Below are 14,591 nucleotides of genomic sequence, written 5' to 3'. Positions count from 1 at the left end.
GTCGCGGCAGGCCGTCACCGGCAACCCTATATGACGGACACCATGCAGATTGAAGCCATTCCCCCGCACCGCCATCTCCCCCCGTTCCTGAAGCTCGCCCTCGAGCTCGGGCCGCTGATGGTCTTCTTCTTCGGCAACGCCTACGCCGAACGCCTGGGCGTCCACCCGGATCAGAAGCTGTTTGTGGCGACCGGCATCTTCATCGCCGCAACCGTGGCGGCTCTCGCGGTCCATTATGCGCTGATGCGGCGCCTGCCGATCATGCCCCTGGTTTCGGGTGTGGTGGTGATCGTGTTCGGAGGATTGACCCTGGCGCTACAGGACAAGACCTTCATCATGATGAAGCCGACCATCGTGAACACGCTGTTCGGCGTCGTGCTGCTGGGCGGCCTCGCCTTCGGCAAGTCCCTGCTCTCGGTCGTACTGGATTCGATGTTCGCCCTTACGGAGGATGGATGGCGCAAGCTGACCTTCCGCTGGGGGGTGTTCTTCCTTTTCCTGGCAGTGATCAACGAGGTCGTCTGGCGGACTCAGACGGAAGATTTCTGGGTCAGCTTCAAGGTTTTCGGCATCATGCCGCTGACTATCGCCTTCGCGTTGGCCCAGACACCGCTTCTTCTACGCCATGAGCGCAAAGAGCCTGATAGCAGTTCCCCTTGATATCGCGCGAAGCTGACGGCGTTCCTCAAGCTGCGCCGATGATGCGGGCATACTCGGCCTCAGGAACGCCGTAGGATGCCCCGGCGACAGCCAGAAGTGCAACACGATCACGGATTCCGATGCCGCCCCTGCGCATCTTCAGGGCGCCGGCGAGTTCGAGCACGCGCAGCCCGGTCGTCACGCCTGCACGCCGGACGCCGAGCATCAGTGAGAGCGTCTCATGGGTCAGCGGCAAATCCTCCCGGTCGGCCCGGTCGTGACACATCAGCAGCCAGCGGGCGAGGCGTTGCTCGATAGTGAAATGCGCATTGCAGAGACCGGCTTGGGCCAGTTGCACGGCGTAGAACTGAGCGTAGCGCAGGAAGTAGGCGTGCAGAGCCCGGCTCTCGGACAGTGCCGTCCGGAATGCATCCGCGTCGATGCGCAGGGTCCGGCACGGCACCTGAACGAGAGCGCTGTGCGGCGCGCTATCGACCCCGTTGAGCAAGGCGATGCCGATCATACCCTCTGGCCCGACGATCCCAGCCTCTGATTGTACGCCGTCGGACGCGTGAGCAATCACGGAGATCATGCCCGGCTCCGGGAAATGTACGGCCGCAATCGGCTCGCCAGGGACTTCGAGCAAGGCTCCCTGCTCGAATGAGCAACGAACCAGCGATGATCGAAGTCGCTCGAACTCGGATGGCGGCAACGCGCGAAGGAGGCGGTTGCGAACCTCGGATTGAACAATGATCGACGTCACAACCCCGGCAATCAAAAAGCGGGAGTGCGAACGCAAGGTCACCCGCAGCCCGTACTTAACTTGGGCGACGAAGTGGACATGCCATATCGATGCTGCATTGTGAAGATAACAACGAGTTGTATTTCGGTCCGTTATCAGACGAAGAACTTATCTAGAAAGACAGAAACTCCCCTTGTGATATAAGATAACAATCTATATCTTTTTTAATATAAATTTCGTCAGAAATATATAATCACAACCGATTGAAATATTGTTCTATCCTTGATTGCCGTTCTTGTAGGTGAGATTATGGAAAGCCAATCCAGCAGTAACGAACAAGAATAAAGATCTGTTGTGCAGATACCCTTCGCTGTGGCTGCACGTACGAAGAGGCCTGGAGACGATCGTCTAAGAGAGGGGAACCCCCCTTACAAGAACAAGCACCTTGCGGCGCCGTTCAAGCTTCGCATGGTACGGTTCCCTCAGGTAATCACCGGATGAATCCGCCATGCCCCAGTACTTCCTAAATATCCGGGACCGAGATACATTGATCTTTGATCCCGAAGGCGATGTCTTACCGGGCTTGCCTGAGGCACGCGATCTCGTCGAGCGCACCGTTCACGACATTCGCAGGCGCCCAGAGACCTATGGTGATCCCAAAATCTGGGAGTGCCGCAGCTTCGAAGTTACGGATCCATCCGGTCGAGTCTTACTCGAGATCGCATTTTCAACCGTACGATAGCGTACATTTCGGAGCAGGGGCAGACATAGCCTAGCCAGCAAATTGTACGACATAGTACAGACGCCCTCTGATGCAGTTCCTTAAGACCTAGATCCGGCTATGAGAGACGTCTGTCCCCCTGTCCGAGCAGCAAGACGTTCGATAGCTGCTCTATCGAGCCGCTACGTTTCATGCCGGTGCCGTCACAGCGATACGTTCGAAATCACCTCCTCAGCATCCTCAGCCCTGATGATTATGAGGCGATCCAATCCGTTGCGGAGGGCGTAGCGCTGGGGCGCCGAGACATCCTGATCGCCGCCAACAAATCAATCACGCACGTCTATTTCTTAGAATCGGGTATCGCCTCGGAGGTTGCCGCTACGCCCGAGGGCCGGCGGATCGAGGTGTGCATCACCGGTCCTGAAGGAATTGTCGGGGTCCCGCTGCTGCTCGATGTCGACCGGACGCCCCATGAGACCTTCGTGCAGATCGAGGGGGATGCCGTCCGGGTCGAAGCCACGGCATTCCGGCGCCTCATCGAGGAGCGGCGACTCCTAAGGGGAATCTTCGCGCATTACGCCTATGTGGCCCATTTACAGACCGCTGGAACCGCGCTGTCCAACGGCAGTCATACCTTGGAGGAGCGCCTCGCCCGCTGGCTTCTAATGTGCCACGATCGGGTGGACGGAGACGAGTTCCCCGTCACGCACGAGTTCCTCTCGACGATGCTCGGCGTGCGCCGCCCCGGCGTGACGACGGCGATCCACAGCCTGGAGGGCGCCGGGATGATCAAGGCTCGGCGCTCGCACGTTCAGGTGTTGGACCGGGACAAGCTCAAGGCCGCGGCGGGGGACAGCTACGGCGTGCCTGAGACGGAATATCGCCGCCTCCTCCGGGCTAGGCGCTGAGCGTCCGTCGGGTCAGGTCATCGCGGGGTGGAGGCCGCCGATTCGATGGATCGAATCTTGTCGAGCACACCGGGATAGCTCTCCGGGGTCAGGATTCCCACCAGCTTGTCCCGAATGGTGCCATCCGGTCCGATGATGAAGGTCTCGGGAACTCCGTAGACACCGAAATCGATGCCGGTGCGTCCCTCCGTATCGAGCCCCACGGCCTGGAAGGGAACGCCGTTCCGGGTCAGGAAACGGCGCCCATTCTCCGGCGTGTCCTTGTAGTCGATGCCGACCAAGTGGACGCCAGGCTCCCGCGCCAGTCGCATGAGCTGGGGATGCTCGATCTGGCAGGGAGCGCACCATGAAGCCCAGAAATTGACCACCGTGACCTTGCCCAGAAGATTGGCATGAGAGAGGCCGGGAACGGGCGCGCCCTGTGAAACCAAGCCCGGCATCGCCGGCAGGGTGAAGGTCGGCGCCGGCTTGCCGATCAGCGCCGAGGGAATGGCCGCGGGATCGGCACCCGAGCGCAGGCGAAGAAAGAAGATTCCAGCAAGGACTGCGAACGTGACGAGCGGCAGGATGACCAGCAGCGAACGCCGGACTGGTTCCGGACTTTGCATCGAGGATTCGGGCGTGCTCACGCGCGGCCTCCCGGACCGTCTTTCACCTCACCCTGCAGGCGATCCAGTTCTCGCTTCCGAGAGCGTTGATCGCGCAACGCATGAAGAGTCAGCCCACCAACCACCAGAGCGGTGAAGGCATAGGCCCCCAGGATGTAGCCGGCGTGCTGGCCAAGGGTCATGGACAAAACTTCACGAGTGAGATTTCCGGGGTGCCTGTCCCTGCTGCCCACATCGATGCGGGGCTCACAGGCTCTGAACCGCCCGACCGATCGGCGCTTGCCCCATCGCCCCCTGGCTCATCGACGCCCCACGTGCGGACGACGGGCCGGCATCGAGGCGTTCGGCTTCCCGCAGGGTCAAGGCCCGAATTCGGCGCCGCAAGATCTCGGTGCGCATAGCCTGGAGGTGCAGCGTGACGCCGAGGATCGTGAAAGCGAGGATCATCTCGAGCAGCGGGTAGAGCATGCTGGGATCGATGGACGATCCGCCCATGCGCATGATCGACGCCGGCTGGTGCAAGGTCGACCACCAGTTCACCGAGAACTTGATGATCGGCAGATTCACCGCGCCGACCAGGGTCAGGATGGCGATGGCACGCGCGGCCCGGTTCGGATCCTCGATCGTCCGCCACAGGGCGATGATCCCGCAATAGATCAGGAAAAGCACGAGCATCGAGGTCAGGCGCGCATCCCAGACCCAGTAGGTGCCCCACATGGGCTTGCCCCACAGAGATCCGGTCACGAGGCAGATGAGCGTGAATGCCGCCCCGATCGGCGCGGCGGCGCGCTGGGCGACATCGGCCAGGGGGTGACGCCAGACGAGGGTTCCGATGGCCGAGATCGCCATGGCGCCGTAGAAGAAGACGCCGAGCCAGGCCGCCGGCACATGGATGTACATGATCCGTACGGTCTCGCCCTGCTGGTAATCGGGCGGCACGACGAACCAGGTGAGATACAGACCGACAACGAGGAGCAGACCCGACAGCCCGGCAAGCCAGGGCATCACGGGCTGGGTCCAGCGCAGGAAGTGACCGGGATGGGCGAGGCGTGTCCACATGGTCTCGCCCTCTAGCCCAGGGTGCGGTGCAGCGGCAATGCGTGGGTTACGCGCAGGAGGCGGAACCCGGTCACGTCCTCGGGCGATCAGCCACTGGACTGGAAGCCTTCCAGGGGTGCTGCCACGCTGCAGACGAGACCGGTGGGATGGTAGTCCAGCGCGATCGTGCCGCCGACGGCACCGACGAGGCCGCGTTCGATCAGTCGCGACCCGAACCCCTTGTGCGTGGGCGGTGTGACCATCGGCCCGTCCGCTTCGGACCAGATCAGCTGGACCATCGTCCCACCCGTGGTTCGGTCCTGGTCGAGGCTCCAGTGAAGGTTGACCCGTCCATCGGGAACCGAGAGCGCACCGTACTTGGCGGCGTTGGTCGCCAACTCGTGCAGCATCAGTGCGAGGGCCAGGGCCGCCTTCGAGCCGAGAAGGACCGCAGGGCCCGCGAATGCAAAGCGCCCAGGCTGCCGATCGTCGTGAATCGAGAGGGCGCCGCGCATCACCGCTTCCATCTCGGCGCTCTCGTGCACCCCGGCGAGCAGGATGTCGTGCGCCTTGCCGAGGGCGATGAGACGGGCCGCCAGGGCTTCCTTGGCGGCCTCGATATCGGTGACGTTGCGCAGGGTCTGCGAGGCGATGGCCTGAACCATCGCGAGGGTGTTCTTGAGGCGGTGGCTCAGTTCCCGGTTCAACGTACGCTGCTGTTCGTCGGCTTCGACGCGGGTGAGACCGCCCCAGGCGCGCTCCGCCACTTCGCGCGCGAACGTGATCTCGCCGGCACTCCAATCGCGGGGATGGCGATCGAGGACGTAGAGAATGCCCACGAGGCGGCCCCGGCGGAGAACCGGCACCTTGATCACGGCGCGCATCCCGAGCCGGGCATAGCCCTCCGGGTCGTCGACGCGCTCGGGCGTTGCGGCGATATCGGCCACGCTGATGACGTCGCCGCGGCCCAGACGGCCGACGCTCGCCGCCAGGGTCGACCGAGACGCGGTCGGCAGGCCGACGGCGTGGGTCGCATCCGCGTCCCCCTCGGCGGTCCAGTCGGGATTGAGCGATGCGATCTGACCGCCGGGGTCGACCTGGGCATAGCCCGCCCGGGCGACCAGCAGGGTCCGCCCCAGGCTCTCGGCCGTGGCGGCGACCACGTCGGCGTGCGTGTGCAGGTCGCGCAGGCGGTCGCCGAGGGCGATCAGCGCTTCACGGCGGGCATCCGCGCGCTTCTCCTCGGTGATGTCCTCGATCATCGCCGTGGCGTGGACCTCGCCGCCCAGGCGCTGTGAGACCAGGTTGACCCGCGCCCAGATGATGCGCCCGTCCATGCGGCGGTAGCGCTTCTCCAGGCGGAGCTGCAGGGTCTCCCCGGTCGCGAGGCGCTCGTGCAGCCCCGCCCGGTCGTCGTCGTCCTCGGGCGGTGTCCAGCGGGCGAGGGAATGGCCGAGGATCTCGGATTCCGGCGCCCCCCAGATCTCGCACAGCTTGGCGTTCACCGCGAAGGCGCGCACGGTCCGCGGATCGAACTGGACGATGCCGATATTGGCGCCCTGGAACACCGCCCGGAACTGCGCGCCGACGCGGTTGCGCTCTGTCAGGTCGAGCAGCGCGGCACTCATGCGCAGGGGGATTCCGTCCGCGTCGCGGACCAGGGCGCCGCGGTCGAGGACCTCCGCATAGGTGCCGTCGGCGCGTCGGAAGCGGTACTCCTGGCTCCAGGCCTCGACGCCGCCCGCGAGGGCGGCGCCCAGAGCGGCCTCGACGCCGGGGCGATCGTCCGGGTGGATCCGGGCGAGCCACCAGGCGCTGGTCGGTCCCACCTCCGACGGCGCCCAGCCGTAGGCGGTGGTCAGGGCGGGATTCCACAGCACGACGCCGGTGGCGAGGTCCCAGTCGCGGATGGCGTCGTTGGTGGCGCGTGCGGCGATCTCGGCCGCCCGCGCCTCGGTGACGTCCTGCATCGTGCCGACCAGGCGGGCCGCGCGGCCCTGGTCGACCACGCGTCGCGCCCGCGCCCGTATCCAACGCGGTCGTGTCGAGGTCACGCGCCGGACCGTGCAGTCCAGTGTCCCGGACCCCGCCGGAGCGAGGGCGGCGCAGAACGCCGCGTCCAGCGCGGCGCGATCCTCGGGGTCGAGGGCCGCGAGGACGGTGTCCGCGTCGGCGACCGGCCCCGGCGCGGCGAGGCCGAGCAGGCTCCGGAATCCGGCGTCGCACCGGAGGGTCCGGGTGGCGGGGTCGTAGGTGAACAGGCCGAGGCCGGCCGACTCTGCGGCGAGACGCAGGAGCAACGCCGCATCCGCGGGATCACCTGTGGGATCGCCTATGGGATCGCTTGCGGAATCACTCGGGGGACCACTTGCCGCTTCGAAGCCCGGCGCGCCCGCAGCCGTCCGGTCCCCGGCGGCCGGGGGCGGCTCGTCCGGGGCCTGGCCGGGCTGCTGGTTTGCGGCGGACTGCGTCATCGGGGGCAGGCGGGGAAGCGGGGCTCTGCGGAGGGGAGGGTCAGGCCGGTTCGGACGTCGCGAGTTCGCGCGGCGCGTCCGTCTCCCGCCGGTCGGGGGGCGGCTCCACCGCCACGAGGCCGCCGCCGGGATCGTAGACCGCGCCGAGCACCGTCTCGTAGTGCCTCCGCACGACGCCGTGGCACTCGCAGGCGGCGGTCTCCGCCAGCACGCGGTTGCGGACGGTGATGCGGCCGCGCCCGACCTCGATCAGGCCCTGCTGCTGCAGCGCCCGCAGGATCCGGGTGAGGTAGGTCCGCTGCACGCCCAGCATGGTGGCGAGCAGCTCGTGGGTCACCGGCAGGACGTCGGTGCCGATGCGGTCCTGCAGGGTCAGGAGCCAGCGCAGGCAGCGGGATTCGATCGGGTGCAGGGCGTTGCACGCCACCGATTGCAGGACCTGCGCGAGCAGGCAGTCGGCGTAGCGGGTGAACAGGTTGCGCAGGGCCGGGGAGACCCGCTTGGCCTCCTGGAGGCGCAGGGCGTCCATGCGCAGGATCGGTCCGCCGATCTGGACGACGGCGTTGGTGGATGCGGGCAGGAAGCCGCTGCTGACGACGCCGCCCACCGCGCCCTCGCGACCCACCGTGGCGACCTCGGCGCTGCGGCCGTCGCGCATGGCGACGATGAGGGTGACCACCGCCTGCCGGCACGGGAAGGCGATGGAGGTGACGTCGCTGCCGGCCTCGAACAGGGACTCGCCGCGCTCCCGCGGCAGGGGGTCGAGGAAGGGCTCGAGCAGCGCGCGATCCTCGGGCCGGAGGCCGTCGAGGAGAAGGTTGCCCGTAGGTCGATCGGAGGCCGGGCCCATGCCGTGCGCTGTGTTCACCGTCTGTCTCTCCGGCCTCTAGCGCAGAGCCGTCGCATCCGTCTGTCTACAAGTAGACCTTTGCTGAGACAAATTTGTCGTTTTGATGGGAACTTCAGTGGACGCGTGCCGTCGACGGGCCGATTCGTGCATTCGCAACAGGGACCGGGCCGGGAAAGCCGGTGCGGACCGGCCGTCAGCGCGCCTGGCCGGCCTCGTCGCCCTCGCCGATACAGTCGAGGGCCCGCTCCACGGCCGTCACGGCGTCGAGGAGGTTCTGGACCGTGCGCTCGACCTCGCGGGCCGGGCGTCCCATGGCGGCGGCCCGGGCGCTCACGAGCTCCAGCTGCTCCAGGAGCGCGAAGAGATCGTCGGCGACCGCCACCACGTCGCTGATGACGACCGGCGGAGCGGCGGGGCGGCGGAGGAAGGGAACGACGTTGCTCATTGACACCATGTCTCGCGTGTTCGCGGGCAAAGCGCCAGCCTGCACGCGCCGCGATTCCCCATCTTCACCCCCCGAACCGCCGCTTCCTTGCCGAGGTGGTGAGCATTTTCGTGGCACGGCAACATCAGTACGGCAGGAACCGGCGACGATTCGTTAGCCTTGCGCTTGACGGGCGCGGGGCCGGGGCAGCACCACAGGCGCTGCTTTCGCCACAGGATCCGCCCCGATGCGCCTCGCTTCCCTCGCCCTCGCCGCCACCCTCCTGGGCGGCCTCTGCGCCTGCAACAGCGACAGCCCGAGCGGCCGCAGCGGTCTCTCGGACGCCTTCGACACCAGCAACTATCGCCAGTCCAGCAACACCAACGGCACCCAGACCCGCCGCGACGTCAACCGCCAGTACACCCAGCCGTCGATGCCCTCGATCGCCTTCCGCGGCAACTGAGCCGGCAGCGTCCCCCGGTGCGTCCCTTCCCCGGATGGGGAGGGGCGTGGGCGTGACGCGGTCCTCCACGCGAGGACCTGAGCGACGCGACGGCGTCCACCCGGGTTGACCGCGGAGACCGCTTCGCGCGGCGAAACGGTATCCGTCCCACCCCGCCATCCCGGGGCCGCGCAGCGGCGCCCGCGATCCAGGCGCGCAGGCGGCGCAAGATCTGACAGCGTTGGCGGCTCCGGAGTCCGGGCGCGCCGACGGCGCCTCGGAACGACGATGCGCTGTCGCTTGCCATCACCCCGCCGGGAAACCAAGACGGATCAGCGTCGCCCGGCCTGGACGGAGGGCGTGTCCCTCTCCCCGGCGCGGGCCGAGGTTCCGCGGGGGTGGCTCCGCGGGCCTCCGACGGTCGGGGGGCGCCCAAGCCTCTCCGCCTTCAACGCCACCCACCAGCGCGACGGATCTCGGGCAGGCCCGGGATCCGTCGGGGAGGCGCGTGCCCCAGGGCCTGCCCTCAGTTCTTCGCCAGCGCGTCCGCGAAGGCGATCATGCGGTTGCGGGCGTAGGTCGGCAGGCCGGCGCTGATCGAGGTGCCGGTGTTGAAGGACGAGTTGCCCATCAGCACCTGGGCCGGCAGCAGGTTCTTGAGCACCGGCACGCGGGCGTATTCCTGCTTGCGGTCGAGGACGTCGCCCTTGATCGCCAGGGCCATGTAGGTGGTCACCACGGTCTTGCCGGGATCGCCCGGCATCGGCTGGAACACCGCCAGGAACTTGCCGAAGCGCAGGATCTGGTTGACCCAGAAGATCGTCTGCTCCAGCCCGCCGGTCACCGGCGTGTCGAGCTTGGTGAGATTGCCCAGCGCTGCGATCTCCGCCGGGGGCAGGGTGCGCAGCTCGCTCTGGAACGAGACGAACTCGGCGATCTTCTTCGAGGCCCCGTCCTCCAGCCGGTTGGCGAGCTTCACGCCGAGCGGCAACTTGCCCTCCAGGTCGTAGCGCGACTCGATGCAGGTCGTGCCCACCTCGCACCAGGGCCGGTCCGGCCGCTTGGCGAAGGCGGCCGCCGGGTCCTTGTTCGGCGTGGCGTCGGCCGGGTTCAGGGCCTTGTGCTTGATCACCGGGTCCATCTTCGCGACGAAGCCGAGGGTGGCGTAGGCGGAGAGGTCGATGCTCTCCGGGGCCTTCGCCACCACGAAGCGCCCCTGCGCCACGTAGACCTTCAGGGTCTCGTGCCGGCGCTTGGCCACCCCGTTCAGGGTCTGCACGTAGTCGGGCTCGGCATAGGTCGGGTGCGGGGCCAGAGCCGCGCGCTCGCCGGGGCGCAGCTTGCCCCAGTCGAGATAGGGCACGAGGCCGCTCTCCGGCTTGGTCGGATCGTCGCGATGGTCGGTGAACAGGATGGTGCCGGGCTTCAGGCCGGTGACGCCGGCCGCCTCGATGGCCGGCACGTCCTTGATCCGCTCCGACACCGCCGGGCTCGCGGGCGGCTGCAGCTTGATGCCCTCCTGGGCACGGGCCGGCGGGAGGGTGCCGCCCGCGAGGGCGAGAGCCAGGGCCAGGGTCAGGACGGGGGCGGCGAGAAGGGTCGTGGGCCTGCGGCTGCGGGAGAGCGGCGCTTGCGAAATCTGCCTGTTCACGTCGGGGCCTCGAAAGTCGGGGAGGGATCTGGGTCGGGGGAAGAATGGGAGTCGGGGAAGGACGGGAGTCGGGAAAGGATATGGGCGCGCGCCCGGTCTCGGCCGGCGATCCGTCGAATCAGGGGCAGGCGGCCGGCGCGCCCGGCCGGGCCGTCACCGGCACACCTGCGGCGCACCCGTGACGTTCCAGTGAAACAGCACGAGGTGCCACAGGCCCGGCGCCTGGCGGGATGGATCGATCAGGCCCTGCGCGCCCTGGGCGGCGATCCAGTCGCGGGCGCGCCAGGACGAGGGCTCGTGCCCGTCGGCGAGATCCTGCTGCCAGTCGCCGAACGGGGCGCCGGCGGCCCGCCGCACGCGTTCAACGGCCTCGGCGTCGCGCAGGTCGAACAGGGCGTCGGCCTCGACCCGGAGGGTGAGAACCACCTTCGCCGGATCGGTCGCGGTGGTGTGGGCGCGCATCGCCGCGCCGACCCCGGCCCGCGAGGCGCTGAGATACAGCGTGGGCTGGCCCGGCCGCGAATAGCGTCCGGCCCGGTGCGACCCGGACAGCGCCGCCGCCGCATGGGCTGGGGCCACGGCCCTGTAGAAGGTGCCCGCCACCGCGCAGTGGCCGCCGCGGCCCGGGCGGAGTTCGGGCGGGGGCGGATCGGCAAACCGGCCCTGGGACCCGGGCGTCAGCATGGCGCCGGTCTCCTCCGCACCGGCCCCGGCGCCGTGCCACGCACCTCGGATGTCGCCCGCGGGCGTCTCACGGCGCCGCATGCCCTAGAAGCGCGGCTCGTCGCCGAACAGGTAGTCGGGATCGCGGCGGCGCTGGCGCGGACGGACCTCCTCGTCGTCGCCGAAGGGCGAGCGCTGCGTGCCCGGCCAGGGCTGGTAGGTCTCGGACTGGGCCCGGCGGTTGCGGCGCGCCCCGTAGGGATCGAGCAGATCGGCCTCGGGCTGCCCCCGGCGTTGATCGTAATCCGGTTGCGCCCGTCTGCTGCCGTCGAGGCCGCCGAACAGGCCGCCCGCCACGTCGGGGGCCTCGTCCTCGGCGCCGAGGTCGCCATCCTCGGGATCGGGCCGCATGGCGGTCCGGGTCTCGCGCGGCAGCAGCTTGTACTGGGTGTCGGCCATCCGGCCGTCCTTGATCCGGAAATGCTCCTGGAACCCGCCGCCGTCGACGCGCTGGCCGCTGCGCGGATCGATGCTGGCCTCGAGCAGGTCCTGGCGCGCCTCCGGGGAGGGCGGGGCCAGGGACGTGCGCGGCACGCCGTTGGCCCAGGCCGCCTGGAGGATGGAGCCGGCGATGGGCACCGCGAGGTGGCCTCCGGTCTGTCCGTGCCCGAGGGTCCGGCGGGTGCCGTCGGCATTGTCGTAGCCGACCCAGACCACGATGGTGATCTCGTTGGTGAAGCCGGCGAACCAGGCGTCGTTCTCGTTCTCGGAGGTTCCGGTCTTGCCCGCGATGGAGGACGAGAACCGGCTCAGCGCCGCCGCCGTGCCGTGGTTCGTCACCCCCTGCAGCATGGTCTTGAGCTGGTAGAACGCCACCCGGTCGGCCGAGCCGATCCGGGTCGGGGCCCGGGCCTCACGGGTATAGAGGGTCTTGCCGTCGCGCTCGACGGCTTCCAGCGCGTAGGGCGCCGGGCGGGCGCCCTCGTTGGCCACCGCGGCGTAGAACGCCGCCAGGTCTACCATCCGCACCGGCTGGGCGCCGAGCACGAAGGGATAGTAGCGCTCGCACGCGGCGTAGATCTGCGCCTCCAGGGCGAGGTCGCAGACCTTCTGCAGGCTGGCCGGCGCCTTGTCGGCGATGCCGCCCTGGAGCAGGCGGGCGGTGACGAGGTTCTTGGAGAATTCCAGCCCCCGGCGCAGGGTCGTGGCCCCGGCCCCCGAGCCCTCGTAGTTCTTCGGCGACCAGGCATCGCCGACGCCGCCGATGGGCGGCAGGGTGATGGCGGAATCCATCACCAGGGTGTTGGGCTGCAGGCCGGCATTGAGCGCGGCGAGGTAGGTGAGGGGCTTCAGGGTCGAGCCCGGCTGGCGCACGGTCTGGGTGACGCGGTTGAGCTGGCTCACCGGATAGGAGAAGCCGCCCGCCATGGCGAGGATGCGCCCGGTCCGGTTCTCCAGCACCAGGGCGGCGCCCTGGACGCCGGGGCGCACCCGCAGGTCGGCACGCGGCACCTTCGCGCCGGGATCGCGCAGCTTCACCCGGACCACGTCGTAGGGCTGGAGCTTTCCGCGGGCCGGGCCCGGCTCGAGGCTGGCGGTGCGGCCGTCGGCGAGGCCGACCTTCGCGGTGCCGCCGCGCCCGGTGTCGAGGATTACGGCCAGCGGCCAGTGCACGTCGTAGAGGACCGGGCGGGCGGTCTCCAGCGCCCGCTGCCAGGCCGGCTTCGGGCGCTCGACCTTCGGGGTGGCCTGCTCCGCCGCCTTGTCGGCGGCGGCCGCGGCCCTGCGCTCGGCCTTCGTCTTCGGGGCCGGCTTCGGACCGGGGACCGGCTTGACCGGATCGCCGGTGAGGAGGGGCACGCCGAGGGGCGAGGCCTCGGCGGCGGGCACCGCCGCCTCGAGCTTGCGCACGGCGTCGGCGAGGTTGAGCTCCGGCCCCTCGTAGCGGGCGCGCCCGGTGGCGCGCTCGTAGGTGGAGAGACCCTCCTGCAGGGCGGCCTCCGTGGCGGTCTGCAGGCCCGCATTGAGGGTGGAGCGCACCACGTGGCTGGCGGCGGTGAGGGAGTCGACGCCCGCGAAGGTGCGCACCTCCCGGGCCAGGTGGTCGACGAAGTAGAAGCCGGAATCGCGCCGGACCGCGTCGATCGGCTTCAGGCCGAGGGGCGCGTTGGCGGCCTCGCCGAGCTGCGCCTCGGTGATGACGCCCTCTTCCTTCATGCGCGCCAGCACGTAGGCCCGGCGCTCGCGGGCCCGGTCGGGGTACTTGTCGGGATTGTAGAAGTTCGGGCCCTTGGGCATGCCGGCCAGCAGCGCGGCCTCCGGCACGGTGAGCTGGCCCACCGATTTGCCGAAGTAGCTGCGCGCCGCCATCTCGATGCCGTAGGCGCCCCGGCCGAGATAGATGCCGTTGAGGTAGAGCTCCAGGATCTGCGGCTTGCCCAGGATGTGCTCCAGGCGGGAGGCCACGATCATCTCGCGGATCTTGCGCTCGTAGGTGACGTCGTCGCCGACCGAGAGGTTCTTGACCACCTGCTGGGTGATGGTGGAGCCGCCGGCCGGGCGGCCCGGGGAGGCGAGGTTGCCGATGAAGGCGCGGATCACCCCGCGCTCGTCGATGCCCCGGTGGGTCTCGAAGCGCTTGTCCTCGGCCGCCACGAAGGCCTTCTGCACCATCGCCGGCACCTCGGCGATGGGCACGCTCAGGCGCCGGCCATTGGCCTCGAAGGCCTCGGCGTAGCGCTTGCCCGCGCCGTCGAGGATGAGGCTGGCGCCGGGGAGCTTGCGCTCCTTCAGGGCCTCGGCCGAGGGCAGGTCGGCCACCGCCTTGTTGTAGAAGGCGATGACCTCGGCCGCGTCGAAGGGCGAGTCCTTGGGCGTCTCGCCCTTGCAGAACTGGCGGTAGCTGACGTTGAGCTCGCCGATGTCGAGCCCGTGCAGGATCTTGGGGGCGCTGGCGCCCGCCACCGCGCTCGGGTCCTCCATGGCCGTGGAGATCAGCTCGTCGAGGTTGATGTCCTCGATGTCGAAGGCCTTGCGCATGTGGGCGCAGCCGTCGCGCAGGATCTGCACCACCTGGGCCTTGTCGGTCACGGGATCGAACTGCGTCTTCACCGCATCCGGCCGCGTCGTGACCTGACTGAGCGTCAGCGCCGTGGCGAACAGCTTGATCAGGATGATGTTCATGCGGGCCGGGATACCGGAGGTTGGGTCGTCACGGGACTGGGTCCGCACGGGTCATAGCCGAGGCCGCGCGCCGGAGCGTGGCAGATGCGCTGCACAAGGCGGCTGATTTAAGGACGACGCGGCCACGCTTGGGGCGGCGCGCCCGCTGGCGATGCGCCCGATCGTGCGAAGGGTCATGCGAACGGCCACGCTCACGGCAACGCTTTCCCGCGGGGCCGCGTTGTGGCTCCGGGGCGCCCGCCCCCGGG

The 14,591-nt window shown here is 68.7% G+C and carries 14 protein-coding genes; 4 read left to right on the top strand and 10 right to left on the bottom strand.

Annotated features, from left to right (window positions below):
• Window positions 1–42: 42 nt before the first annotated feature.
• Window positions 43–660: a septation protein A gene (locus AC0IY1_RS07640; RefSeq protein WP_103710264.1), complete on the top strand. Its 618-nt coding sequence runs from the start codon at window positions 43–45 to the stop codon at window positions 658–660.
• Window positions 661–685: 25 nt separating this feature from the next.
• Here AC0IY1_RS07640 and AC0IY1_RS07635 read toward each other — a convergent pair whose 3' ends face one another.
• A complete protein-coding gene (locus tag AC0IY1_RS07635; RefSeq protein ID WP_471768771.1) occupies window positions 686–1,444 on the bottom strand; it encodes a Crp/Fnr family transcriptional regulator in 759 nt (252 codons plus the stop codon).
• 445 nt (window positions 1,445–1,889) lie between these two features.
• Between AC0IY1_RS07635 and AC0IY1_RS07630 the strand changes: the two genes are divergently transcribed.
• Together AC0IY1_RS07630 and AC0IY1_RS07625 are read left to right on the top strand one after the other, a co-directional pair.
• Complete coding sequence (locus tag AC0IY1_RS07630; protein WP_471768770.1) at window positions 1,890–2,123, top strand: DUF6894 family protein; 234 nt, start codon at window positions 1,890–1,892, stop codon at window positions 2,121–2,123.
• Window positions 2,124–2,293: 170 nt separating this feature from the next.
• Window positions 2,294–3,010 carry a Crp/Fnr family transcriptional regulator gene (locus AC0IY1_RS07625; protein ID WP_471768769.1) on the top strand — a complete coding sequence of 239 codons (717 nt, stop codon included), beginning with the start codon at window positions 2,294–2,296 and terminating at the stop codon, window positions 3,008–3,010.
• 17 nt (window positions 3,011–3,027) lie between these two features.
• On the opposite strand, the gene AC0IY1_RS07620 is transcribed toward AC0IY1_RS07625, so the two are convergent.
• The 6 genes from AC0IY1_RS07620 to AC0IY1_RS07595 all read right to left on the bottom strand — a co-directional run bounded on the left by AC0IY1_RS07620 (window position 3,028) and on the right by AC0IY1_RS07595 (window position 8,425).
• Window positions 3,028–3,618, bottom strand: a complete 591-nt coding sequence (locus tag AC0IY1_RS07620) for a DsbE family thiol:disulfide interchange protein (protein ID WP_471768862.1) — start codon at window positions 3,616–3,618, stop codon at window positions 3,028–3,030.
• A 17-nt stretch (window positions 3,619–3,635) separates the two neighbouring features.
• Window positions 3,636–3,800 carry a heme exporter protein CcmD gene (gene ccmD, locus AC0IY1_RS07615; RefSeq protein WP_103710223.1) on the bottom strand — a complete coding sequence of 55 codons (165 nt, stop codon included), beginning with the start codon at window positions 3,798–3,800 and terminating at the stop codon, window positions 3,636–3,638.
• 64 nt (window positions 3,801–3,864) lie between these two features.
• Window positions 3,865–4,677: a heme ABC transporter permease gene (locus tag AC0IY1_RS07610; RefSeq protein ID WP_471768768.1), complete on the bottom strand. Its 813-nt coding sequence runs from the start codon at window positions 4,675–4,677 to the stop codon at window positions 3,865–3,867.
• 86 nt (window positions 4,678–4,763) lie between these two features.
• Window positions 4,764–6,956, bottom strand: coding sequence for a PAS domain-containing protein (locus tag AC0IY1_RS07605; protein ID WP_471768767.1), 2,193 nt, complete (start codon window positions 6,954–6,956; stop codon window positions 4,764–4,766).
• 214 nt (window positions 6,957–7,170) lie between these two features.
• On the bottom strand, window positions 7,171–7,980 hold the full coding sequence (locus AC0IY1_RS07600) for a Crp/Fnr family transcriptional regulator (RefSeq protein ID WP_055949434.1): 810 nt from the start codon (window positions 7,978–7,980) through the stop codon (window positions 7,171–7,173).
• A 193-nt stretch (window positions 7,981–8,173) separates the two neighbouring features.
• Window positions 8,174–8,425 carry a hypothetical protein gene (locus tag AC0IY1_RS07595; protein WP_055949438.1) on the bottom strand — a complete coding sequence of 84 codons (252 nt, stop codon included), beginning with the start codon at window positions 8,423–8,425 and terminating at the stop codon, window positions 8,174–8,176.
• Window positions 8,426–8,651: 226 nt separating this feature from the next.
• On the opposite strand from AC0IY1_RS07595, the gene AC0IY1_RS07590 reads away from it, so the two are divergent.
• Entirely contained in the window at window positions 8,652–8,867 is a 216-nt protein-coding gene (locus AC0IY1_RS07590) for a hypothetical protein (protein ID WP_055949441.1), read from the top strand.
• A gap of 505 nt (window positions 8,868–9,372) precedes the next feature.
• On the opposite strand, the gene AC0IY1_RS07585 is transcribed toward AC0IY1_RS07590, so the two are convergent.
• The 3 genes from AC0IY1_RS07585 to AC0IY1_RS07575 all read right to left on the bottom strand — a co-directional run bounded on the left by AC0IY1_RS07585 (window position 9,373) and on the right by AC0IY1_RS07575 (window position 14,343).
• Window positions 9,373–10,425 (bottom strand): hypothetical protein, encoded by a 1,053-nt coding sequence (locus AC0IY1_RS07585; protein WP_471768861.1) that lies wholly within the window; start codon window positions 10,423–10,425, stop codon window positions 9,373–9,375.
• A 225-nt stretch (window positions 10,426–10,650) separates the two neighbouring features.
• A complete protein-coding gene (locus AC0IY1_RS07580) occupies window positions 10,651–11,181 on the bottom strand; it encodes an RES family NAD+ phosphorylase (RefSeq protein WP_471768766.1) in 531 nt (176 codons plus the stop codon).
• Between the two features lie 84 nt (window positions 11,182–11,265).
• Window positions 11,266–14,343 (bottom strand): penicillin-binding protein 1A, encoded by a 3,078-nt coding sequence (locus tag AC0IY1_RS07575; protein WP_471768765.1) that lies wholly within the window; start codon window positions 14,341–14,343, stop codon window positions 11,266–11,268.
• Window positions 14,344–14,591: the final 248 nt, after the last annotated feature.

This window comes from Methylobacterium sp. AC690, from assembly GCF_979256535.1.
The sequence above is the reverse complement of the archived record's forward strand: the minus strand, read 5'-3'. Positions and strand labels throughout refer to the sequence as shown.